The following is a 22,569-nucleotide window of genomic DNA, read 5'->3' as shown; positions in this document are numbered from 1 at the left end:
CTCAAGCACCTTCCTTGCGATCTGCCCCGACCACGGACACGACACCGACGGTGTCGAGCAGCTCACGCAGGTGCGGAGCCAGGGCCGGGGGGCATACGAACAGGTCAGGGAGCCATGGGCTCTCCCGGTTGTACTCGAGCTCGGATCCGTCGAGACGGGTGCAGACGAGCCCTCGCGACCGTGCCACGGCCACGGGGGCCGCGGAGTCCCACTCGTACTGCCCACCACCGTGGACATAGGCGTCAACTGTACCGTCGGCGACGGCCATCATCTTGACGCCCGCCGAGCCCATCGGGACGAGCTCGACGTCGTCGCGCTCGGCCAGGGCGGCCACGAACGCGGGCGGTCGGCTGCGGCTCGCGGCGATCCGCAGCGGGCGGTCGCCGGCCAGGACGGCCGCGCCGTCGTCCGCCGGGCCGACGGCGTCGGCGCTGGTCAGGACCTGCCCGCGCGCCGGCAGGGCGACGGCTCCGACGGTGAGGCCGGCCCCGCGCTCCCAGAGCGCGATGTGGACGGCGAAGTCGTCGCGCCACTGTCCGGCCCGGGGGCCGTCGGTGTGCCGTTCGGCGAACTCCCTTGTCCCGTCGAGCGGGTCGATGATCCACACCCGGTCCGCGCCGGTACGGGACGCGTCGTCCTTCGCCTCCTCGGAGAGGACGGCGTCGGCGGGGCGGGCGGCGGTCAGCGCGGCCGCGAGCCACGCCTGGGCCGCGGCGTCACCCGCGTCCTTGAATTCCTTGGCCACGAACGAGCCGCCGGCGGCGTCGACCTCGGCGCGGAGCGCGAGGAGCACCTCCGCCGCTCCCGTGGCGAGTGCGTCGGCAAGGGCGTCGTCATCGAGCGACGCCTGAGGGAGCGTAGGGAACGGCGCGTTCATCGATCTCCAGGGTGGACGTCTTCTCCGGGGATCCGGCCGTCCTGCGCGGCCCGCCCCTCGACAGGGACCAAGGGGCGGTGGGTGGAGGTCCGGCGGACGCGCCGAGGCTACCATTCCGCCATGCCGTCGAGTGCCAGCGCACATTTTCTCACCCCTAACCACCCCCGGAGCCGTCAATGCCTACTATCCCGATGGGTTTGATCGGAATAACGGGGTTGCGTGCCCGGCCTGAGGAGCTCCCTCGATGAGCATCGACCTCCCCCTGATCCTCGGCGGCCTCGCGGTCGGTTTCGTCGTGGGCCTGACCGGGATGGGCGGCGGCGCGCTCATGACGCCGATGCTCATCTTCGTGTTCCGCGTCGACCCGCTGGTGGCGGTGTCGAGCGACGTGGTCGCCAGCCTCTTCATGAAGCCGGCGGGCGCGATAGTCCACATGCGACGCGGGACGGTGAACCTCAAGCTCGTCCTGTGGCTGTGCGTGGGTTCGGTGCCCGCTGCGTTCTCGGGAGCCCTCCTGATCCAGGCGCTGCCGTTCGGCGACTCCCTGGACAGCACGCTCAAGATGGTGCTCGGGGTGGCGCTGCTCATCGCGTCCTGCGGCCTCGTGGTCCGTGCCGTGCTGCAGATGGTCCGGAACCGGTCGGCGCTCGGTGAGGGCCCGACCCTCCTGTCCGCGCCGCGCGAGCTCGTCGTGCGCCCGGTCCCCACCGCGATCCTCGGCGCCGTGGCCGGGCTCCTGGTGGGCATGACGTCGGTCGGCGCCGGCTCCATAGTCATCGTCGTGCTCCTGCTGCTCTACCCGGCGCTCAAGGCGTCCCAGCTGGTCGGCACCGACCTGGTCCAGGCCGTGCCGCTCGTCGCGGCGGCGTCGCTCGGCCACCTCTTGTACGGCGACTTCTCGCTCGGTCTGACGACGTCCCTGCTCATCGGCACGATCCCGGGCGCATGGTTCGGCGCCCACGTGTCCGCGCGTGCGCCGGGCGGCATCATCCGCCGCGCGCTGGCGATCCTGCTGCTCGCGTCCGGGCTCAAGCTGCTCGGCGCGAGCCTCCCCGTGGTGCTGGGCGCGGCGGCCGCCGCGCTGGTCCTGGGCAACCTGCTGTGGTTCCTGGTCAAGCGCCGCTTCGGTGCGGCACCAGCCGGTTCCGAGGCAGACTCCACCCCGGAGGAGCTCGCCGACGGGCCCTCGAGCGACCCGACAGACGAACCGGCCGACGACCCGGCCGACGACCCGGCCGACGAACCGGCAGAAACGAGCCCTCGCAGATGACCGACACCCCCACCCGCGTCCTGTCCGACGACGAGCTGGACCTCGTCGAGCTGGCCCTCGGCGGCGCGCTCCCGGCGTCGTCGCTCGCCGCGGCCCTGCCGGGCGTCCCGGCCGACGTGGTCCTGACCGACGCCGAGAACACCCCGCTGGCCCGCCTCACGGTGCGGCCCGGCGAGCAGTCCGACGTGCTCGAGCCGCTCAAGCCGGTGCCGGCAGCGATCGGCCCGCAGTGGGACGACGCCGTCCGCCGTCCGGCCCGCGCGGTGCGCGCGGCCCTCGGGGAAGCCTCGGGGGACGACGCCGGGAACAGCCTCGCGCTGCTCGTCACCGAGGTCCCGACCCGCGAGGAGCTCTCCGCCGCGGCGGCCCTCGTGTCCGGCGCGGTCGCGGGCACCGCCGGGAGCGGCGGCGCCGGCACGGTGCTGCTGCTGGTCCCCGTCGCCCGCCGCGCTCCGGCGCCGGGCGCCGTCGGCGCCCCGGGGCTCGTGCGGGCGGCGCTGGGGCTGGCCGACTCGCTGACCGAGCAGGCCGAGGCGCGGGTGACCACCGTCGCCGTGCCGTGGTCCGGCCTGGGCGGGACGACGCTCGAGGAGGTGGCCGCCACGTACGGCGCCGCACGTGTAGTGCCGCTCGCCGCGCACCGCTCACCGGCCACTGCCGAGCGCGTGGCGGCGCTGCCGGGCGTCCGGGACGAGGCGGTGCGGGCGCTGTACCCGCCGGCCTCCGCCGCCGAGGTGACCCGCGCCGCCGCCGGGGGCGCCCAGCGGCGGGGCGTCGTCGTGTTCTTCACCGGCCTGTCAGGGTCGGGCAAGTCCACGGTGGCCCGTGCCCTGGCCGCCGAGCTGGAGGACGACGGCCTGGGAACCACCCTGCTCGACGGCGACGAGGTTCGGCACCACCTGTCGAAGGGGCTCGGGTTCGACCGGGAGTCCCGGGAGACCAACGTGGAGCGCATCGGGTACGTCGCGGCCCTCGTGGCCAAGCACGGCGGCATCGCGGTCGCCGCGCCGATTGCGCCGTTCGCGGCGGGCCGGGCCAGGGTGCGGAGGCTGGCCGAGGAGGCGGGGGCGCACTTCGTCCTGGTGCACATCAGCACACCGCTGGCCGTGTGCGAGGCCCGCGACCGCAAGGGCTTCTACGCCAAGGCGCGAGCCGGCGAGATCGCGGAGTTCACGGGCATCTCCTCGCCCTACGAGGAGCCCGACGACGCCGAGCTGGTCATCGACACCACCGACGTCCCGGTCCCGGACGCCGTGGAGACGGTCCGCCGTCGTCTCGCGGACCTGCTGAGCTGACGCTCGCTGACCGGACCAGGCAGGACGAGGAAGACCGGTGGTCGAGCCTGTCGAGACCCCTACAGGTCTCGACAGGCTCGACCACCGGTCCGAGCCCGCGGAGTCACGCGTGCGCGTCGGCCGCCTTCTTCGCCTCGGCCGCGGCCGCAGCCTTCTGCTCCGCCTCTTCCCGCGCCTTCTTGCGCAGGTGCGCCCTGCGGCGCGCCGGGCTCATGGTCCGACGGCCCGGACGCTGCGCCCGCACGAAGTTCTTGTACGCCTCGGCGACCTCGCGCACGGGACCGTCCATGACCAGCTGGCCCTGATGCATCCACAGCACGCGCGTGCACATCGCCTCGATCGTCGAGATCGAGTGGCTCACGAGGAACACGGTGCCCGCGTTCTCGCGGACCTGCTCGATGCGCGCCTTGCTGCGCTCCTTGAACGCGGCGTCGCCGGTGGCGAGCGCCTCGTCGATCATCAGGATGTCCGGCGAGGCGGACGACGAGATGGCGAAGCGCAGGCGTGCGCCCATGCCGGACGAGTACGTCTTCATCGGCAGGTAGACGAAGTCACCGATACCGGCGAACTCCACCACCTCGTCGAACCGCTCGTCGACCTGCTTGGGCGTGAGCCCGAGCGCGAGACCGCCGATCATGATGTTGCGCTCGCCGGTGAGCTGCGGCATCAGCGCCGCGTTGACACCGAGCAGCGACGGCTCGCCCGAGACGTGCACGCTGCCCGAGCGGGGCGGCATGAGTCCGGCGATCGCCCGGAGCATGGTGCTCTTCCCGGAGCCGTTCACGCCGACGATGCCTACCGACTCGCCGTGCCGCACGGTGAACGAGACACCGCGCACGGCGTGGATCTCGCTCACGGCACCGACGTGCCGGCGTCCCGCCTGGAGCAGCCGCTTGAAGAAGGGGACCTTGACCTTGACCTCGCGGATCTCCGCGCCCTGCTTCTCGGCCTCCTTCTTGGCCCGGCCGCCGATGACCCGGTAGACGACGTGCAGGTCGTCCACCACGAGGCAGGGTTCGCCCAGATCGGTCTCGAGCGCCTCCTCCCCCTCGTCCTCCGGCTCGACCTCGAGGTCGAAGTCCATGTGGTCGTCGGCCTCAGTCACGTCCGTACCTCTCCTCGCCGCGCCAGAAGACGACGAAACCGATCACGAAGAACAGCACTGCCCACGCGCCGCCGAGCGCCCACATCAGGCCGCTGGGCGGGAACTGCTCCTCCTGCATCAGCACGGAGCGCACCAGGTAGAGATAGACGGCCACCGGCTGGTAGTCGAGGGCGCCGGTGAGGAGCGTCTTCGCCGGCTCGGCGATCTGCAGCTCGTGCACCCTGGCGCTCACCGGGAAGATCACGCCCGACGCGTACATGACGACGCGCATGACGAAGGGCAGCACGTTCTCGAGGTCCGGCGTGGTGGCGACCCAGCGGGCCATGATGAACGCAAGGCCCGTGTTGAAGATCCACATCAGCGCGATCGCGGCGGGCAGCAGCAGCCACCACCACGTCACGTGGATCATCTCGTACGCCGGCAGGAACCCGCTCAGCAGCGTGATGGCGCACATCACCACGATCGCGGGGATGAGCGTGGTCAGCAGCGACAGCACCGTCGACATCGGCAGCACTGCGCGCGGGAAGTGGAGCGAACGAAGGAGCGACGTCTTTCCGCTGATGGACTTGGCGCCGCCGGTCACCGAGGCCTCGATGAAGCGGTACATGAAGACACCGATCACGATGAACGCGATCGAGTTGTCCATGTCGCGGCTGAGCTGCAGGATCACCCCGAAGATCAGCACGTACACGCCGGCGTTGAGGACCGGGTTGAGCACTGCCCAGAGCTGGCCCAGGTAGTTGTTCTGGTTCTTCGCGTAGGCGGTCGACGTGGCAAGGACGCGGATGAACGCCCAGCGCTTCGTCAGTTCGCGGATGTACTCGCCCAGCGGGGGGCGAACGTTCAGGGGCCGTAGCCCGTACTGCTTCGCGAGGGCGAGCCGTTCGGCCGACGTCGTGCTCGGCACGAGTGGCGGCGGAGGCTGCTTCGCATCACCGCTGGCGGAGGGCGCCCCGGGCGCCACCGCGTCGGTAGTAGGTGTGCTCACGGTAGGGGAAATACCTGTCTGGTCGGGGGCACTGCCGGCGACATTCCGGCCGTTCGATCCTAGCCGGTCCCGAACCCTAGCAGGGTGACCGAGGCCTGTTCGGGCCACCTGGGACCACACCTCTGGACCTCGGTGGACCTCTCCCGTGAGAGACTGCACCGCGTGCATCACCCCCGTCCCGCTCCTCGGGCCACGGACCCGCGAGCCGCGTCCCCGCGTGTCGCCGGCGCCCTGGTCGAGTCGCCGCTGCAGCTGCTCTGCACGGTCGAAGCGCACGCCGCCGGATACGGCGGCACCGACACCCACGTCCACGTACGCGACGACGTCCCCGCCCTGGGCGACGCCCTGTCCGCCGTGCGTGGCCTCGCCCTTCCCGAAGGCCTGACCTTCGATCTGGCAGGTCGGCGCAGCGCGCTGACCGCCCGGGAACCCGTGTGGCTCGTCGGCGACGCCTTCTCCGGTCTCTTCCAGGCCACGGTCCCCCTGCGGCGGCCCGAACGTGTCGTGCTGGTCGACGACGGCCTCGCGACCCTCGAGCTGTGCCGCCTCCTGGTGCGTCAGGACCCGCTGGTCCGCATCGGCAAGCCCGCGCGGGCCCCCCGCCGTCGGCTCGGTGCCGTGGCAGCCGGCCGCCTGCGGTCCCTGGCCGCCGACGGCCGCGTCACGATCTTCACCGCACTTCCACTTTCACCCGACCTGGCGACCGGTCTGCGGGCCCAGGGCTTCGACGTCCGGCCCAACCGCTTCGGCTGGCTCGCCGCGCAGCCCGCGGACGAGTCGATGCCCGAGCCCACCATCGTCGTCGGCTCGGGCATGCCCGCCGACGGGCTGATCGACCCGGACCGGTACCTGGACTGGATCCGGTCGCTGGCCAAGGAGGGAGCGCTGCGCTACCTCCCCCATCGCCGCCAGACGCCGGAGCTGCTCGCCGCACTGGCCTCGACCGACGGTGTCACCGTCGACGCGCCCGGCGCCCCCGTGGAGATCCGGCTGCGCGGCCTGCGGTCCGGCCAGCGCGTGATCAGCCTGCCGTCGACGTCGACCATCCTGTTGACCACTATCATTTCACCACTCGGTGTCCCCGTCACCGCGCTCGACGTGCCCGCCGACTGGTGGACCCAGCGCGCCTCGGCCGACCACCGAGCACACCTGACCAGCGTCGTCGAGCTCGCCCGGCAAGCCCGTGCCGCCGCCGAGGACGTCAAAGAGATCGACTCCCCGGAGGAGAACGAATGACCATCCGCGTGCTCGCGGTCGCGGACAGCGACTCGTACCTGAAGTGGGCATGCGCGACGCTGGACAGGCTCGGCCCGGCCGACGAGGAGGGTCTGGACCGCTCCGCGGTGATCGTCAAGACGCCGATCGCGCCGACCACCAGCCAGATCGCCGCCGCCGTCGCCGGATCCTCCGTGGTCCGTCCCGCCGTGCTGCCCGTCCGGGACCTCGCCGCACAGATCCGTGAGAACACGCCCGACGTCGTGCTCATCGCCGCCACCGGGCCCGTCGCCGAGGTCGTGGCGCGTGCGATCGTCGCCGCCACGGGCAAGCGCCGTCCCGCGCTCGTCACGGGCCTGCCCGGCATGGCGCTGCCCGCCACGCCGAAGGGCACCGGCTGGCGCCGCTGGTGCGATGCCTTCGTGGTGCACAGCAGGCTGGAGATCGACGCCTACCGGGAGTCGTTCGCCGCGCACGGCGTCGCCCCCGACGTGCCGCTGGCGCACCTGCCGTTCCTCGAGCACATGTCGGCCAGCCTCGGCACCGAGCCGGTCAAGCGGATCATCTTCGCCGCGCAGGCCAAGGTGCCGGAGAGCCGGCCCGACCGCGTCGCCCTGCTGGACCGGCTCGCCCGCCTCGCCGACGACGAGTTCGAGGTCATCGTCAAGCTCCGCGCCCGCAAGGGCGAGCGGCAGACGCACAACGAGGCGTACCCGTACGACGAGCTGTGGGACGCCGAGCACGCCCAGCTCGGGCACCGCAGCGACACCCTCCGGTTCGTCGACGGTCCGATGGCCGAGTGGCTCCAGCCGGGGTCCGCGCTGATGACGGTGAGCTCGACCGCCGCCATGGAGTCGCTGGCCCTGGGCCTGTCCACCGTCATCATCGACGACTTCGGGGTCAGCGCCGAGCTGCTCAACGCGCCGTTCGTCGGCAGCGGCTGCGTCATGCACGTCGCCGACGCCGCGGAGGCGTTCCGCACCGGTGGCCCGGACCCGGATCCCGCGTGGCTCGAGGACAACTACCTGCACACGTCCGAGTCGGAGCTGCCGGCGGCCGTCCGGGACCTCGCGGCGCGCCGCGAGACGGGGACGCTGACGCCGCTGGCCGAGGTCAAGCCGTGGCTCCGCGCCCGCTACCTGCGGATGACGCTGCAGATGTACATGCCCAAGTTCGTCTACGACGTGGCCCGTCGGTCGAACCGCTCGGTCCGGCTCGTCCTGGACAAGGACAAGCCCGCCTGACCTGCGGCTTCCGCGAAGTAGAGCGCCTGTCCGGGTCTCCCTGGTGTCACCAGGGAGACCCGGACAGGCGCTCTACTTCGCGGAACCTGCTCGGGTCAGACGCCGTCGTCCACCCGGACACGTTCGGTGAGGCCGCGGAGGAATCCCGCGCCCCAGGCCATGTGCATCGTCACGAGCGTCGCGGGCAGGGCCAGCGCGGACGGCAGGTCGAGCCGCGGACGGCGGGTCGCGGCGTGAGCCGAGGCGCCGAGCACACCCAGCAGGTAGACGGCGGGCGGCGTGAGCCCGAGCAGCGTCAGCGGCAGCACACCCGTGACGGCGCCCACGGCGGCGAGCAGCACGGACACCCCGAGCCCGACGACGGCGGTCGGCGGGGCCAGGTAACGAAGGTTGGCGGTGCCGGGGTTGCGGCGCACCACCTCGCGGCGCCACATGCCGGTCCGCCAGAACTGGGTGGCCACGGCGCCCAGCGTGCGGCGCGGCTTGTACTCGACCACGAGTGACGGGTCGAACCACAGCAGGCTGCCGCTGTTCCGCAGCCGGAGGCACAGCTCCCAGTCCTGCGCCCGCACGTACACGGGCGAGTACCCGCCCACGCGCTCCAGCGCCTCGCGGCGGAACGTGCCCAGGTAGACCGTCTCGGCCGGGCCGGCGCTGCCGCCCGTGTGGAACGACGCCGATCCGAGGCCGGCCGGGTGGCTCATCGCCCGCGCCACCGCCTTCTGCACGGGGGTGTCGCCGACGGGCATCATGCGGCCGCCCACGCCGTCCGCCCCGGCGGCCTGCAGGGCTTCCACCGCGCGGCGCACGTAGGTGGGCTCCGCGACGGTGTGGCCGTCCACCCGGACGAAGATCGAGTGCCCCTCCGGCATCCGCGCCAGGCCCGCGTTGAGGCCGAGCGGCTTGGAGCCCGTCGGGTTGTCCACGACGGTGACCCGGCCGGTCTCGGCGCTGAGCTTCTCGGCGATCTCGTGCGTGCGGTCCTGCGACGGACCCACCGCCAGCACCACGTGCAGCGGGTGCGGGTAGTCCTGTTCCAGGACGGACCGCACCATTGCCTCGAGGTACGGCTCCTCGTCACGTACGACGGCGACCACCGTCACCAACGGCATGTTCGCCGCCTCAACCCGCTCGGGCACGTGGCCCCCTCTCGCGATGGCCGGGCCAGGTTCGGCCGCAGTCTTGGGTTCTTGTCGATCCAGGAACATCAGAGGCGGGCACCGCGAGTGCGGCGCCCGCCTCCGACCATGTACCTACGGCTCAGGCTCTATCTTTCACGCCTGAGCCTGCGGCTACGCTCCGGGCGAGTGCCTCGTTCCTCGGCCCCCACCCTGCGCTGCGCCTACGGCTCAGGCGTCGACGCGACGGAGGCGCGACATCGGCGAGAACTCGCCGGGCATGACGCGCTTCTGTCCGTCACCGAGCGCCTTCTCGAGGATGCGGATGTCGCGCACCAGCGTCTCGAGGCCCTTGGGCTCGAGCGAGGAGGCGTGGTCCGAGCCCCACATGGCGCGGTCGAGCGTGATGTGCCGCTCGACGGCGACGGCGCCCAGCGCGACGGCCGCGATCGAGATCTGCAGGCCGGTCTCGTGGCCCGAGTAACCGACGGGCACGCCGTAGCGCTGCTGCAGCGTCGTGATGGTGCGCAGGTTCGCCTCCTCGGGGGGAAGCGGGTAGGTCGAGGTGGAGTGCAGGATCACGAGCTTGCTCGTGTCCAGGATCTCCACAGCGGCGTCGATCTGCTCCAGCGTCGACATCCCGGTCGACAGGATGATCGGCTTGCCGGTCGCGGCCAGCGCGCGAAGCATCTCGTGGTCCGTGACCGACGCCGAGGCGACCTTGTGGGTCGGAACGCCCATCTTCTCCAGGAAGTCCACCGACGGCGCGTCCCACGGAGAGGCGAACCACTGCACGCCCTTGTCCTTGGCGTACGCGTCGATCTCCGTGTACTCCGGCTCCTCGAACTCGACCTTGTACTTGTACTCGAGGTACGTCATCTCGCCCCAGGGCGTCTGACGGATCTTGTCCCGCTGGTCCTTCGGAGTGCTGATCTCCGGAGTGCGCTTCTGGAACTTCACGGCCTGGCAGCCGGCGTCGACCGCGACGTCGATCAGCTTCTTGGCGATCTCGACGTCACCGTTGTGGTTGATGCCGATCTCGCCGATCACGTAGACCGGCTGGTCAGCGCCCACCTGGTGCTCGCCGATGGCGACCGGTGTGGGCTGCGCGGTGGTCGCGCTCATATCGAGGTCCTTCCGAAGATGTCATGCACAGGGTAGTGCTCGTGCGGGGTAGTGCTCGTACGGGCCGAAGATGGCTATCCGGCGACGACGGGGGCCTGGGCGGTGCCAGCGCTGAGAGCGACTTCACCCGGACGCGAAGCGAGTATACGGTCACAGACCTCACGAACCGCACCGTTCCCGCCGTCGCGCGACAGCACGATCCTGGCCTGCGCCTTCACCTCGGGACGCGCGTCGGCGACCGCGATCGGCCAGCCGACGACCTCCATGGCGGCCAGGTCGTTGACGTCGTTGCCGACGTACGCGACCCGTGCCGGGTCGAGACCGTGCTCCGCGAGCCAGCCGCGCAGCGCGGTGGCCTTGTCCTCGACGCCGTGCAGCACCTCCACGCGCAGCTTGCTCGCGCGGGAGGCGACGACCTTGTTGGTCTCGGTGGACAGGATCAGGATCGGGATGCCCGTGCGCCGCAGGCGGGAGATACCCATCCCGTCACCACGGCTCACCCTGACCTGCTCGGTCCCGTCCTGGTCGACGTAGGCGTGGTCGTCGGTGTGCACGCCGTCGAAGTCCGTCACCAGGGCGTCGACGTCCAGCGGCTCCGGGGCGGCGTCGACGCTCTGGTCCACGAGCTGGCGCGCGAGCCAGAGGTCGCGCGGCTCGTCGATCTCGATCGCCCACTCCGCGGCGACCGGCTGGATACCGACGTCGCCGAAGAACCGCGTCCGGCTCTCCCGGAACCCGTCCGTGCGCATCACGTAGAAGGCGCCGGTCTCCCGGTAGTGCGGGGCCCGCTCCTGACGCCGTTCGCGGTACTCGGTGGTGTGGCCCACAGGGCTGGCCACGCCGTCGTCGATCCGCCACTGGAAGTCGTGCGTCTCCGAGACGGCGACGACCACGTCCTTCTCCCCGTCGGCGACCGTCCGGACGGCTGCGTCCAGGTCCGCGGGATCGATGAACGGTGAGGTGCACTGCACCAGCACGGTGACCGGCGGGATCTCCTGCGGGGGCAAGCCCCCGTCACCGGATTCGACACGCTCCAGGACATGCAGCAGCGCCGACTCGGACGACGCGGTCCCCCCGGCGATCTCGGCGGGGCGGACCACTACGCGGGCTCCGTGCGACCGCGCCTCGGCCGCGATCTCGTCGTGGTCCGTCGAGACGACGACGGTCCCTACCGACGGGGCCGCGGACGCGGCCTGGACCGCCCGGCCGACGAGCGTGATGCCGTCCACCCGGGCCAGGTTCTTCAGCGGGACCCCCTGCGAACCGCCGCGGGCTGGGATGATCACGATGGCCGACGGGCCGGCTGTCTCTGGCATGCTTTCCTCTGACGGGCTGACTCGGGCAGGTCCCTGGTCGGCCAGGTCCCGCGCCGCCTGCGTCTCGCGCGCAAGGGCGGCTGTCAACTGTAGCGCTCCCCGCCGCACCCCTGGTCTGAGAGAGTTCACCTATGAAGATCGCTGTTGTCGGAACCGGTTATGTCGGCCTGTCGAACGCCGTCCTGCTCGCCCAGCACCACGAGGTGTGGGCGGTGGACGTGGACGCCTCGAAGGTCGCGCTGGTGAACGAGCGCAAGAGCCCGATCGTCGACGTGGAGCTCGAGGACTACCTGGCCACGAAGGAGCTCGACCTGACCGCGACGCTGGACGCCGCGGCCGCCTTCGCCGGTGCGCAGGTGGTGGTCATCGCGACCCCGACGAACTACGACGAGGTCACCAACTTCTTCGACACGTCCTCGGTCGAGTCCGTGATCGCCCAGGTCCTGCAGATCTCCCCCGACGCGACCATCGTGGTCAAGTCCACGATCCCGGTCGGGTTCACCGAACGCGTCCGCACCGAGCACCCCGGCGCGGGCATCGTGTTCTCCCCCGAGTTCCTGCGCGAGGGCCGCGCCCTGTACGACAACCTGCACCCCTCACGCATCGTCGTCGGCGACCGCGGCGCACGCGGCAAGCAGTTCGCCGACCTGCTCCTGGAAGGCGCCGTCACCAAGGACGTCCCGATCCTGCTGACCGACGCCACCGAGGCCGAGGCCATCAAGCTGTTCGCCAACACCTACCTCGCCCTCAGGGTCGCGTACTTCAACGAGCTGGACACCTACGCCGCGACCCACGGCCTGGACACCGCACAGATCATCGAGGGCGTCGGCCTGGACCCCCGCATCGGATCGCACTACAACAACCCGTCCTTCGGATACGGCGGCTACTGCCTGCCCAAGGACACCAAACAGCTCCTCGCGAACTACGCCGACGTCCCCCAGAACCTGATCAACGCCGTCGTGGACGCCAACACCACCCGCAAGGACTTCGTCGCCGCCGACATCCTGCGCCGCGAACCCAAGACCGTCGGCGTCTACCGCCTCGTGATGAAGTCCGGGTCGGACAACTTCCGTGCCTCCAGCATCCAGGGCATCATGAAGCGCATCAAGGCCAAGGGCATCGAGGTCATCGTCTACGAACCCGCCCTGGAGGAGGACGAGTTCTTCGCGTCCGAGGTCGTCCGCGACCTCGACACCTTCAAGACCCGCGCCGACGTCATCATCGCCAACCGCCGCACCGAGGCCCTCGACGACGTCGCCGACAAGGTCTACACCCGCGACATCTACGGCCGCGACTGACCTACCGTTGGTCGAGCTTGTCGAGACCTGGGTCTCGACAAGCTCGACCAGCGGGAACAAGCTCGACCAACGGGCAAGCTCGACCAACGGGGCCGGGCTCAGTGCGGGCGGAACATGACGGCCTTGGCGACCGCGTTCGCCGTGCGGACCGCCCCCTTCGACCGTCGGGACGCCTTGCGCACGACGCGTCCCGCGTCGCGCCGGAGCCGGGCCCGCACCTTCCGGGCCAGTGCGCGAGCGTCTGCGAGACGCTGGTCCTCGTCGCCGCTACCTGGGCGCCGCACCGGCTGCAGCGCGTGCGCGACCTCGTCCACCAGCAGCTGCACGTCGATCTCGGCGGGACCGCGCTCGACCAGGGTGCCGTCCGGCGCGACGTCCACGCGCTTCATGCGGACGTCGGTGATCGCGAGCTGGATGCGGTTGCTGTCCTGGAGCTCCGGCAGCCGCTCGATCACGTCGTCGACCCCGACGGCGTACCCGTCCATCCCGTAGACCTCGACCGCCGTCGACAACCCTGTCGAGAAGCACCCGATCGCGGCGGCGGGCCGCAGCCTGTCGTACAGGACCTCGACGGGTACGGGGGCGTCCAGAACCTGCAGCCGCACCCCCAGCTCGTCGGCCAGGTCCGGGAGACGGTGCGCGAACGCCGGGGGTGTGCTCGGGTGCGGCTTGAACGCGACCTGCCGGTACCCGAGTCCTGCGGCCACCCGGAGGAACTTCTCGTGCAGCTCCTGTTCCTCGTCCTGGGACAGCAGCCCGAGCGCGCTCAGGTGCTGACCGAGCAGGATCGCGTCGACCCGCTCCTCGCCCGGCGACGCGGACGCCGTCACCTTCCCGTACTCGGCCACCACGTCCCGGAACCCCGACGAGGACAGCACCACGTTCTCCACCCCGTGCTCGCGCAGGAGCACCGGGTCCAGCCCGCCGGCCAGGTCCAGGTAGAGCAGCCGGCGCAGGCGCGGAGCCACCCGCCGCATCGCGGGCATCCGCGTCGGGCCGTAGGTCATCAGCCCGTCGGAGACGACGTCGACCGGACCCTCCTGGAAGACACGCAGGATCGAGGTCGACGGCTCGACCGGGAACGACTGGAGCGTGATCCCGAACGGCGCACGCAGACCCACCGCCGTCGCGATGATCCCCCGCCACCGCTCGATGTCCTCCGCGGGGCTCCACGACAGCGGGTGCTGCGGGTAGATGATCTCGTTGAGGGACACCACCCGGTCGAACCGCCGGGCGAGCTCGTCGAGACCTGGCTGCTCCGCCAGGCCGAGCCCGAGCTCCGGGATCGGTGAGCTGCTGGTCGTCATCAGCACCTTCGTGCCGGCGTCGGCGTACAGGCCGTCGTCGACGGCGGTCGCCATGAGGGCGGCCGCCGTGAAGGTGGGAGCGACGAAGAGCTGATCCATGTCAGTCCGCCTCGATTCGCAGGATCTTCCCGAGCACGATCCGCTTGGGCAGGTTGAAGTGCCGCAACGCGGTCCGGACGGACTCCGGTGGGAACGAGTTCAGGAACGCCGACGACCGGTGGTACAGCTCGTGCTGCAGCTCGTGGGACAGCCTGGCACGGCGGGACACGTGGAACTCGACGATCCGCATCGCCCCGTACGCGGCCTTGTCCACGTACCCGGCGTTACCCGAGCCGACTGCCAGGTCGCGGATGCCTGCATAGGCGTCCAGGAAGTGCAGCGTGTTCGCGTTGCCCGCCTGGGTGAGCGCCGTGGGGTTGTCGTCCTTGCGGTAGAAGTAGCCGTTCAGGTCCACCACGGCAGTGGACTTCGTGTTCAGGTGCAGACGCCAGAACCACGGGCGGTCCGCGGCCGTCCGCAAGGACTCGTCGAAGGCGAACAGTGCGGGGTCGATCCGTTCCCTGTCGTACATCCCCGCCCACAGGAACGGGTAGTCCACGGTGGTCCGGTAGCCCGGCGCGCCGATCTGCGACCTCGGGTCGAGCACGACGTTCCGGCGGTCCTCCGGCGCTCGCTCGATCACGCGCTCCATCCGGTCCACCCGCACGTGATCGGTCCGGACGAAGTCGACGTCCAGCCGCTGCAACGCGGCAAGGGTCCGGTCCAGGTGTCCCACCTGGTACCAGTCGTCGGCGTCGAGATAGGCGAGGTACCGGCCCTCGGCATGCGTCAGTGCGATGTTCCTGGAGCGCGCCACCCCGTAGTTCTCCGGGTTGCGCAGGGTCGTCAGCCAGGGCATCTCCTGCGCCGCACGCTCGATGATCTCGGGCGTCTCGTCCGTGGAGTGGTCGTCGATCAGGATGAACTGATAGTCATCGCGCCGGTTCGCCCTGATCGTCGCGAGGCAGTTGGGCAGGAACGTGGCCGCGTTGTAGACCGGCACGATGATGCTCAGCGTGGTCAAGGTTTCCGTCCTGGCTCATGGTTTCCGGAAAGACGACCGGAGCACACCGACCCGCAGCTCACCGGCGACCGGCAGCCGCCGCCTCCCGGAAGACCTTGGCGTACATCTTCGCCGTCCCCTCCAGGTCGGGCCCGTCGAGCTGCGGGCTGCCCGACGGCGGCGTCGCGCGCAGGCCCGCCACCGCGGAGTCGATGACCTCAGCGGTGAGAGCGCCCTCGTAGAGGGTGATCCAGCCGGCGCCGACCTTGTCGGCGAGCCGCCGCGTGAGGTCGGTGGCGGGCGCGAGGACCGGGCGGTCGAGGGACAGCGCCAGGTACAGCACCTGCATGTCCTCGATCTCTGCCACCTTGGGGAGCAGGACCAGCTCGGCCGCGGTGACCTCCTGGACGGTCGAACCGTCCGAGATGGTCTCGAGGAGCAGGGACACCCGCTCCGGGTCGCGTGCGGCCATCCCCTTGAGCCCGATGTACGCACCGGACAGCGGCTTGCCGACGACGCGCAGCGTCAGACCCGGCGTCTCGGTGAGGAAGAAGTTCGCGAGAGCCGGTGCGACACCCTTGGGCAGGCTGGGCGCGATCCGGAGCAGCCGGCCGGGCACCTGCTCGGAGCGGGGGTAGCCGAGGAACCGCTCACGGTAGTGCGCGTGCGGGATGAGCGTGACGGAGCGTCCCTTGGGCGTGCGCGTCACCTCGTCCAGCACGATGTACGACGTCGTCACCTGGTCGAGCAACCGGTTCGCGGCCCGGCGCAGCCTGCCGCCCTTGCCGCTGGCGTCGGCACCGCTGAGGGTCCGCACCACGGCGATCTTGCGGCGCTTGGCCTGCAGCACGAAGTCAGCCAGCTTCGCGAGCCGCTTCCACCGGCTTCCCTTGCCGAAGAGCACGGTCGACCGGTGGAGGTGGATCACGTCCATGTCGGCGTGCGGAAGCTTGCCCTCGAAGAAGCGAAACTCGACGTCTGGCGTCGCCTCGTTCCCGACGATCTGGTCGATGTACGAAAGGATGTGGTACGGCTGTCGCTGAGAGGCGTAGACGAGAATCTGGTCGCGCTCGACAGCGAGATCGGCGGCGGGATGAGTCAGGTTCGGCACCAGGCTACGATACCAACGTGGACCGTGGCCGTGCTCCGGTCCACTGCCACTTTGGCGGGTCTCAGCGGTTGGCGGGTCTCACGGTCCACAGCCCCTGTGCGCGTCAGCCTGATCGACCGCCGAAACCGCGACTCGCATATTAGGATCCCCCACCGTGAACTCGAACCGTGTCCAAGATGTCTTCGTCAACCTCGGTGGGCAGGACGACAACCTCGGCGACTCAGCGCTGCGGGCGGGCTTCCTCGTCGCCGCCCGGGGCGAGGGCCGCCGCATCCACGTGCTGCTGGAGGGCAAGACCTCGGACTACGTCTCCGGACTCCCCCTGGAGCCAGAGGACCGTGTCTACACGAAGGCGTCGAAGTGGAGCGCTGCCTCCAGGGCCGCCGTTCGTCCCGTCCACCTCTTCGAGGCCGGCGAGATCAACCCGCGTGCCGGCACGTACCCGAAGCGCGGCCGTGTCCTCGGCCTGCAGCAGGCGGTCGAGGCCGGGGGCGCCGTCATCGTCGCCGGGATCGGGATCCGGTCCCCCAAGGTCGCGGCTGAGTCGGTCACGTTCCACCAGGTGCTGAAGGACGCGGCGATCGTGTCGTGGCGGGACCAGCCGTCGCGTGACGCCGCCGGCTTCGGCGACGTCGCGCCGGACTGGGCCTACTCGATGGGCACGCCGACGTCGGAGTGGGCCCCGGAGTCCGAGCGCCCGCTGCTGCCGATCACGCTGCGTTACGACCGGCCGTGGCCGGAGGCCTCGTGGTTCGACGCGGTCCGCGCCCTCGCCGCGCTGACGTCGACCGAGATCGTCACGCTCGCCCAGGTAGCCCGCGACGCTCCCCGTGCCGTGCGCGTCGCCGAGGAGCTCGGCGGCAAGTACCTCGTGCCGGCCAGCATGAGCCACCGCGATCTTGACGTCCACGCCCGCGACATCTACGGCAGGTCGCTCGCTGTGATCAGCGACCGTGCCCACGGACTGATCATCGGCGCGACCGAGGGTGCCTACCCGCTCGGATCGGCGGCTGACCCGGAGAAGATCAAGCGTCTGCTCGACTCCGCGGGTCTCGGCGAGCTCACCGGCCGGTACGACGAGTTCGGCCGGCTCGGCCCGCAGGTCGTGGACCGCCGCTCCAGCCTGGTGTCCGGCATCGACACCGCCCGGGCCACGCTCGGGGACCTGCAGGAGCGGATCCACAAGGCCATGGACTCCGTCCTCTGACAGCCTGCTTCCCGGACGCCCTTACAGCGCCCTCTGCACCCGCCGCAGGACCGGTTCCAGGGCGGGGAAGGTCCGGATGCTCCGCCGTGCCACCCGTCGCGCCAGCGAGGCCATCCTGACCGAGGCCGAGGCCTTCCGGGCTGGCGCGTGCCCGTGGGCCCGGTCGTGCGGCTTCTCGGCGCTCTGCGCGAAGCTGGTCTCCGCGTAGAAGACGGTCCAGTCGAGGATCTGCCGGGCGTCGTCGAGCGTCGGCTCCGGCGAGAACTCGGCAGGCAGCCCGCCAACGAGCAGCTGCTGGTACAGGCTCGACATGTCGTACGAGGTCATCCGCTCGGCGGCCTTGACCGACGCCTGCGAGTACCTCAGATACCTTTCACGGTCGTCGGCGAAGGCCGCGACCTCGCGGGCGAGCCCTACGGCGTCGCCCTGGCGGACGGCGACGATGCCCTCGTTGTCCTGGACCGGCACCAGCCACGGCAGCTCGTACATGACCACGGGTAGCCCGCGCGCCTGAGCCTCGGCGAGCGTCAGCTGGTAGCCCTCGATGATGCTCGTCGTCACGAAGAGGTGTGCCGCGTCGATCGACCGGATCAGCTCCTCACCGCGGCGCGGCCCGACGACCTTCACGTGATCGGCCAGGCCCTTCTGCGCCACCTCGGCGGCGAGGTCTTCCACGGTGTAGTCCTGCCAGCCGGGCCCGATGACCGTCAGCTGGAAGTCGACCGACATCTGCCGTAGCTCCTGCGCCATGATGAGCAGCTCGCCAGGCTTCTTGATGCGTTCGTCCAGGCGACCCCACCAGACGAGCTCGAGCCGGCCGGCGGGCGCCTCCTTCGTCAGCTCCATGGCAGCCGACTCGATCAGCAGCGGTGACGGCGGGTTCGGCAGGTAGACCGTGTGCTCGATACCGCGCAGCTTCCAGTAGGCCACGTCGAGGGGGGACAGCGTGACGGTCGTCGCGAGCGCGTCGAGGTGGTCCGTGAGGAAGGACATCCGGCCGTTCTGGTCGTAGATCGGCCGCAGCCCGAAGCTGTGGATCCACCCGATCGTCGGCACGCCCAGAGCGCGCGCCATCAGGGCGTACGACGGCCACTGCCGGTTGTAGAGGATCTGCTGATCGATGATGACGTCGATCTCCTCGTCCCGGCAGATCTGCGCCCACTCCTCCACCCGGGCAGGCAGGCTCTTGGCCCGCACCTGGATGAACTTCGCGCCCTCGGGCACACCGTCCAGCGCGCGCCGCGGCCCGGCGCCCCCGGGCACATCGTCGAGCGCGCTGTCCTTCCGGTGCGCGACGATCGTGACCTTGTACCCCGCCTCCAGCAGGAAGTGCGCCTGAGAGAGGAGCACGCCGGAGACCCCGCCGGTCGTGAGCGTCTTCGTGGTCAGCAGCACGTTCCGCACCGGACGGTCGCCCGCCTCGATCCGGGTGCCGCTCGTCGCGAGGACCGAGAGGACCTCCGGGCAGTGGGTCACCGCAGCGAGCACGACGTCCGACTGCGGGACACGGGCGTGCAGCAGGTCGAGACACGCCCCATGGAGCTCGCTGCTCATGTTCTTCTGCAGGAAGCCGATCACGTTGGCGATCATCGACAGCCTGGCCGACTCATAGCTCCTGATGAGCTCGGTCGGGTCCTTCCGGGTCGACGACAGAGACTCGAGCGCCGGGCTGATGCTCTCGACGGCGTCTATCGCACCCATGTAGAACGCGAACTGGGCGACGTCCGCGACCGCGTGCCCACTCCCTCCACGCCGGAAGAAGTACCTGTAGAGCTTGTCCGTGATCGACACGTACTTCCGGGCACGCGCGGCCGCGAGAAACATGATGGGGAGGTCGTTGACCCGCGGGAGCACCAGGTCCGCCGGGAGCATCTCGTAGACCTCACGAAGCAGCGAGGTCCGGAAGATGTACCGCCACAGCTGCCCCTGTGCCGCCCTGCCGACCGGAAAGAGGCCGGTGAACACGCCCTCACCGCTGAGCGACTGGTGAATCGGTGCCAGGCGCTTCTGGTATCCGCCGACCTTCTGACCGTCCGGGTTGATGACCTCGACACCGAACCCGACCAGGTCGGCGTCCGTCGCACGTGCTTTCGCGTACGCCTTCTCGACCGCGTCCGGAGCGAACTCGTCGTCACCGTCCAGGAAGAGGACGTACTCGCCCTTCGCCGCCATGATGCCGACCCGACGCCCCTGGAAGGCCGAGCCGTTCTGCTCCAGCCGGATCAGCCGGATGCGCTCGTCCCGGGCCTGGTAACCCTCGATGACCTTGCTCGTGCCGTCGGCGGAGGCATCGTCCACACAGACGACCTCGAACTGCCCGTTCGACTGACGCAGACAGCTCTCGAGCGCGGTCCCGACCCAGGCCTCGTCGTTCTGCACCGGAAGGACGATCGAGACGAGTGGTCGCGTGTGCAAGGAGGTCTCCGAGGTGAGGGCGGACGCGCAGAACGCCGCCGTCATCCTGGGCGCCGGCGACCTGCCGCAATCGTAGGTCCCGGCCGCTGCACGAGCCATGAAAGTCGTCGCCCCACGGACCCGCGCGACTCCTGGTAGAAGCGGCCGGCCTCGGCGACCTCGCTCCTACCAGGAGCCCTCACCTCCCCGACGCTGTTACAGCGCCTTCTGCACTCGCCGCAGGACCGGTTCCAGCGCAGGGAAGGTCCGGATGCTCCGCCGTGCCACCCTGCGCACCAGGGAGGCCTTCCTGGCGGGGGCCGCGGCGGAGACCTTCCTGGCCGCCGCGGTCCTGCGCGCCTTCCGCCTGCCGGCCAGGCCGCGTGACTTCTCCGCGGTGCTCTCCGCGAAGCTGGTCTCCGCGTAGAAGACGGTCCAGTCGAGGATCTGCCGGGCGTCGTCGAGCGTCGGCTCCGGCGAGAACTCGGCAGGCAGCTCGCCGAGGAGCAGCTGCTGGTACAGGCTCGACATGTCATAGGAGATCATGCGCTCGGCGGCCTTGACCGACGCCTGCGAGTACCTGAGGTACCGCTCACGATCGTCGGCGAAGGCCGCGACCTCGCGGGCGAGGCCCACCGCGTCGCCCTGGCGGACGGCGACGATGCCCTCGTTGTCCTGGACGGGCACCAGCCACGGCAGCTCGTACATGACCACGGGCACACCACGAACCTGTGCCTCCGCGAGCGTCAGCTGGTAGCCCTCGATGATGCTCGTCGTCACGAAGAGGTGTGCCGCGTCGATCGACCGGATCAGCTCCTCCCCGCGGCGCGCACCGACGACCTTCACATGGTCGGCGAGAGCCCTCCTCTCCACCTCAGCGGTGAGGTCCGCCACGGTGTAGTCCTTCCAGTCCGGCCCGATGACCGTGAGCTGGAAGTCGACCGACAGCCGACGCAGCTCCTGCGCCATGGCGAGCAGCTCGCCAGGCTTCTTGGTGCGCTCGTCCAGGCGGCCCCACCAGACGAGCTCGAGCCGGCCGGCGGGCGCCTCCTTCGTCACCTGCACGGCAGCCGACTCGATCAGCAGCGGTGACGGCGGGTTCGGCAGGTAGACCGTGTGCTCGATGCCGCGCAGCTTCCAGTAGGCCACGTCGAGCTGGGAGAGCGTGACGGTCGTCGCGAGCGCGTTGAGGTGGTCCGTGAGGAAGGACGTCAGGTCGTTCTGGTCGTAGATCGGGCGGAGGCCGAAGTTGTGGATCCACCCGATCGTCGGCACGCCGAGGGCGCGCGCCATCAGGGCGTACGACGGCCACTGCCGGCTGTAGAGGATCTGCTGATCGATGATGACGTCGATCTCCTCGTCCCGGCAGATCTGCGCCCACTCCTCGACCCGCGCGGGCAGGCCCTTGCCCTTCATCTCGATGAACTTCGCACCCTCGGGCACGCCGTCGAGCGCGCTGTCCTTGCGGTGCGCGACGATCGTGACCTTGTACCCGGCCTCGAGCAGGAAGTGCGCCTGGGAGAGCAGCACGCCGGAGACCCCGCCGGTCGTGAGCGTCTTCGTGGTCAGCAGCACGCTGCGCACCGGACGCTCGCCCGCCTCGATCCGGGTGCCGCTCGCCGCGAGGACCGGGAGGACCTCCGGGCAGTGGGTCACGGCCGCGAGCACGACGTCCGACTGCGGGACACGGGTGTGCAGCAGGTCGAGACACGCCCCGTGCAGCTCGCTGCTCATGTTCTTCTGCAGGAACCCGACGACGTTGGCGATCATCGACAGCCGCGCCGACTCGTAGCTCCTGATCAGATCAGTGGGATCCTGCCGGGTCCCCGTCAGGGAGTCGAGTGCCGGGCGGATGCTCTCGACGGAGTCGACAGCGCCCATGTAGAAGGCGAACTGGGCGACGTCCGCGACCGCGTGGCCGCTCCCCCCACGACGGAAGAAGTACCGGTAGAGCTTGTCCGTGATCGACACGTACTTCCGTGCGCGCGCCGCCGCAAGGAACAGGATCGGGAGGTCGTTGACCCGCGGGAGCACCAGGTCCGCCGGGAGCATCTCGTAGACCTCACGAAGCAGCGAGGCCCGGAACAGGAATCGCCAGAGCTGCCCCTGGGCCGCCTTGCCCACCGGGAAGAGAGTGTTGAACACATCGTCACCGCTGAGCGACGGGTGAACCGGTGTCAGGCGCTTCTGGTATCCGCCGACCTTCTGACCGTCCGGGTTGATGACCTCGACACCGAAGGCCACCAGGTCGGCGTCCGTCGCGCGTGCCTTCGCGTACGCCTTCTCGACCGCGTCCGGGGCGAACTCGTCGTCACCGTCGAGGAAGAGGATGTACTCACCCTTCGCCGCCATGATGCCGACCCGCCGGCCCTGGAACGCCGAGCCGTTCTGCTCCAGCCGGATCAGCCGGATGCGCTCGTCCCGGGCCTGATAACCCTCGATGACCTTGCTCGTGCCGTCGGTCGAGGCGTCGTCCACGCAGATGACCTCGAACTGCCCGTTCGACTGACGCAGGGCGCTCTCGAGTGCGTTCCCGACCCAGGCCTCGTCGTTGTGCACCGGAAGGACGATCGAGACGAGTGGTGGCGTGTGCAATGAGGTCTCCGAGGTGAGGGCGGGCGCGCAAATCGCTGCAATCGTAGTCGTAGGGGAGCCTG

Annotated in this window: 17 protein-coding genes; 6 read left to right on the top strand and 11 right to left on the bottom strand. The window is 70.3% G+C overall.

Annotated features, from left to right (window positions below; translation table 11 throughout):
• Position 1: 1 nt before the first annotated feature.
• Positions 2–877, bottom strand: a complete 876-nt coding sequence (locus ACNYC2_RS02990) for a 3'(2'),5'-bisphosphate nucleotidase CysQ (protein WP_419705620.1) — start codon at positions 875–877, stop codon at positions 2–4.
• A 244-nt stretch (positions 878–1,121) separates the two neighbouring features.
• Here ACNYC2_RS02990 and ACNYC2_RS02985 point away from each other — a divergent pair, with 244 nt between their 5' ends.
• Together ACNYC2_RS02985 and cysC are read left to right on the top strand one after the other, a co-directional pair.
• On the top strand, positions 1,122–2,147 hold the full coding sequence (locus ACNYC2_RS02985) for a sulfite exporter TauE/SafE family protein (protein WP_419705619.1): 1,026 nt from the start codon (positions 1,122–1,124) through the stop codon (positions 2,145–2,147).
• Positions 2,144–3,442 carry an adenylyl-sulfate kinase gene (gene cysC, locus ACNYC2_RS02980; protein WP_419705618.1) on the top strand — a complete coding sequence of 433 codons (1,299 nt, stop codon included), beginning with the start codon at positions 2,144–2,146 and terminating at the stop codon, positions 3,440–3,442. The genes ACNYC2_RS02985 and cysC overlap by 4 nt, the downstream gene beginning before the upstream one ends.
• 103 nt (positions 3,443–3,545) lie before the next feature.
• On the opposite strand, the gene ACNYC2_RS02975 is transcribed toward cysC, so the two are convergent.
• Positions 3,546–4,547 carry an ABC transporter ATP-binding protein gene (locus ACNYC2_RS02975; protein WP_419705617.1) on the bottom strand — a complete coding sequence of 334 codons (1,002 nt, stop codon included), beginning with the start codon at positions 4,545–4,547 and terminating at the stop codon, positions 3,546–3,548.
• Positions 4,540–5,535: an ABC transporter permease gene (locus tag ACNYC2_RS02970; protein ID WP_419705616.1), complete on the bottom strand. Its 996-nt coding sequence runs from the start codon at positions 5,533–5,535 to the stop codon at positions 4,540–4,542. Before ACNYC2_RS02970 ends, ACNYC2_RS02975 begins: the two co-directional genes overlap by 8 nt.
• 162 nt (positions 5,536–5,697) lie before the next feature.
• Between ACNYC2_RS02970 and ACNYC2_RS02965 the strand changes: the two genes are divergently transcribed.
• Positions 5,698–6,771 carry a hypothetical protein gene (locus ACNYC2_RS02965; protein ID WP_419705615.1) on the top strand — a complete coding sequence of 358 codons (1,074 nt, stop codon included), beginning with the start codon at positions 5,698–5,700 and terminating at the stop codon, positions 6,769–6,771.
• Positions 6,768–7,994, top strand: a complete 1,227-nt coding sequence (locus ACNYC2_RS02960; protein ID WP_419705614.1) for a DUF6716 putative glycosyltransferase — start codon at positions 6,768–6,770, stop codon at positions 7,992–7,994. Before ACNYC2_RS02965 ends, ACNYC2_RS02960 begins: the two co-directional genes overlap by 4 nt.
• A gap of 95 nt (positions 7,995–8,089) precedes the next feature.
• On the opposite strand, the gene ACNYC2_RS02955 is transcribed toward ACNYC2_RS02960, so the two are convergent.
• The 3 genes from ACNYC2_RS02955 to ACNYC2_RS02945 form a co-directional block, all read right to left on the bottom strand.
• Complete coding sequence (locus tag ACNYC2_RS02955; RefSeq protein ID WP_419705613.1) at positions 8,090–9,133, bottom strand: glycosyltransferase family 2 protein; 1,044 nt, start codon at positions 9,131–9,133, stop codon at positions 8,090–8,092.
• A 210-nt stretch (positions 9,134–9,343) separates the two neighbouring features.
• On the bottom strand, positions 9,344–10,237 hold the full coding sequence (locus ACNYC2_RS02950; protein ID WP_377142331.1) for an N-acetylneuraminate synthase family protein: 894 nt from the start codon (positions 10,235–10,237) through the stop codon (positions 9,344–9,346).
• 74 nt (positions 10,238–10,311) lie between these two features.
• Positions 10,312–11,553: a cytidylyltransferase domain-containing protein gene (locus tag ACNYC2_RS02945; RefSeq protein ID WP_419705612.1), complete on the bottom strand. Its 1,242-nt coding sequence runs from the start codon at positions 11,551–11,553 to the stop codon at positions 10,312–10,314.
• A 131-nt stretch (positions 11,554–11,684) separates the two neighbouring features.
• Between ACNYC2_RS02945 and ACNYC2_RS02940 the strand changes: the two genes are divergently transcribed.
• Positions 11,685–12,851, top strand: coding sequence for a nucleotide sugar dehydrogenase (locus ACNYC2_RS02940; protein WP_419705611.1), 1,167 nt, complete (start codon positions 11,685–11,687; stop codon positions 12,849–12,851).
• A 98-nt stretch (positions 12,852–12,949) separates the two neighbouring features.
• Here ACNYC2_RS02940 and ACNYC2_RS02935 read toward each other — a convergent pair whose 3' ends face one another.
• Genes ACNYC2_RS02935 through ACNYC2_RS02925 form a run of 3 tightly spaced genes read right to left on the bottom strand, consistent with a single transcriptional unit; the run spans position 12,950 to position 16,311 of the window.
• Positions 12,950–14,257 carry a polysialyltransferase family glycosyltransferase gene (locus ACNYC2_RS02935; protein WP_419705610.1) on the bottom strand — a complete coding sequence of 436 codons (1,308 nt, stop codon included), beginning with the start codon at positions 14,255–14,257 and terminating at the stop codon, positions 12,950–12,952.
• A gap of 1 nt (position 14,258) precedes the next feature.
• Positions 14,259–15,221, bottom strand: coding sequence for a glycosyltransferase family 2 protein (locus ACNYC2_RS02930; protein ID WP_419705609.1), 963 nt, complete (start codon positions 15,219–15,221; stop codon positions 14,259–14,261).
• Positions 15,222–15,279: 58 nt separating this feature from the next.
• Positions 15,280–16,311, bottom strand: coding sequence for a hypothetical protein (locus ACNYC2_RS02925; RefSeq protein ID WP_419705608.1), 1,032 nt, complete (start codon positions 16,309–16,311; stop codon positions 15,280–15,282).
• A gap of 154 nt (positions 16,312–16,465) precedes the next feature.
• On the opposite strand from ACNYC2_RS02925, the gene ACNYC2_RS02920 reads away from it, so the two are divergent.
• Positions 16,466–17,518, top strand: a complete 1,053-nt coding sequence (locus tag ACNYC2_RS02920) for a hypothetical protein (protein WP_419705607.1) — start codon at positions 16,466–16,468, stop codon at positions 17,516–17,518.
• Positions 17,519–17,539: 21 nt separating this feature from the next.
• Here ACNYC2_RS02920 and ACNYC2_RS02915 read toward each other — a convergent pair whose 3' ends face one another.
• Both ACNYC2_RS02915 and ACNYC2_RS02910 read right to left on the bottom strand, forming a co-directional pair.
• Positions 17,540–19,933, bottom strand: coding sequence for a glycosyltransferase (locus tag ACNYC2_RS02915; protein WP_419705606.1), 2,394 nt, complete (start codon positions 19,931–19,933; stop codon positions 17,540–17,542).
• A 195-nt stretch (positions 19,934–20,128) separates the two neighbouring features.
• Positions 20,129–22,507: a glycosyltransferase gene (locus tag ACNYC2_RS02910; RefSeq protein WP_419705605.1), complete on the bottom strand. Its 2,379-nt coding sequence runs from the start codon at positions 22,505–22,507 to the stop codon at positions 20,129–20,131.
• Between the last annotated feature and the right edge of the window lie 62 nt (positions 22,508–22,569).

Origin of the sequence: Promicromonospora sp. NFX87, from assembly GCF_048564965.1 — a bacterium.
In the GTDB taxonomy this organism is placed as follows: domain Bacteria; phylum Actinomycetota; class Actinomycetes; order Actinomycetales; family Cellulomonadaceae; genus Promicromonospora.
The sequence above is the reverse complement of the archived record's forward strand: the minus strand, read 5'-3'. Positions and strand labels throughout refer to the sequence as shown.

Coding starts and splice junctions, on each gene's coding strand:
- ACNYC2_RS02990 (WP_419705620.1), bottom strand. CDS start 877: ATGAACGCGCCGTTCCCTACGCTCCCTCAGGCGTCGCTCGATGACGAC.
- ACNYC2_RS02985 (WP_419705619.1), top strand. CDS start 1,122: ATGAGCATCGACCTCCCCCTGATCCTCGGCGGCCTCGCGGTCGGTTTC.
- cysC (WP_419705618.1), top strand. CDS start 2,144: ATGACCGACACCCCCACCCGCGTCCTGTCCGACGACGAGCTGGACCTC.
- ACNYC2_RS02960 (WP_419705614.1), top strand. CDS start 6,768: ATGACCATCCGCGTGCTCGCGGTCGCGGACAGCGACTCGTACCTGAAG.
- ACNYC2_RS02950 (WP_377142331.1), bottom strand. CDS start 10,237: ATGAGCGCGACCACCGCGCAGCCCACACCGGTCGCCATCGGCGAGCAC.
- ACNYC2_RS02945 (WP_419705612.1), bottom strand. CDS start 11,553: ATGCCAGAGACAGCCGGCCCGTCGGCCATCGTGATCATCCCAGCCCGC.
- ACNYC2_RS02940 (WP_419705611.1), top strand. CDS start 11,685: ATGAAGATCGCTGTTGTCGGAACCGGTTATGTCGGCCTGTCGAACGCC.
- ACNYC2_RS02935 (WP_419705610.1), bottom strand. CDS start 14,257: ATGGATCAGCTCTTCGTCGCTCCCACCTTCACGGCGGCCGCCCTCATG.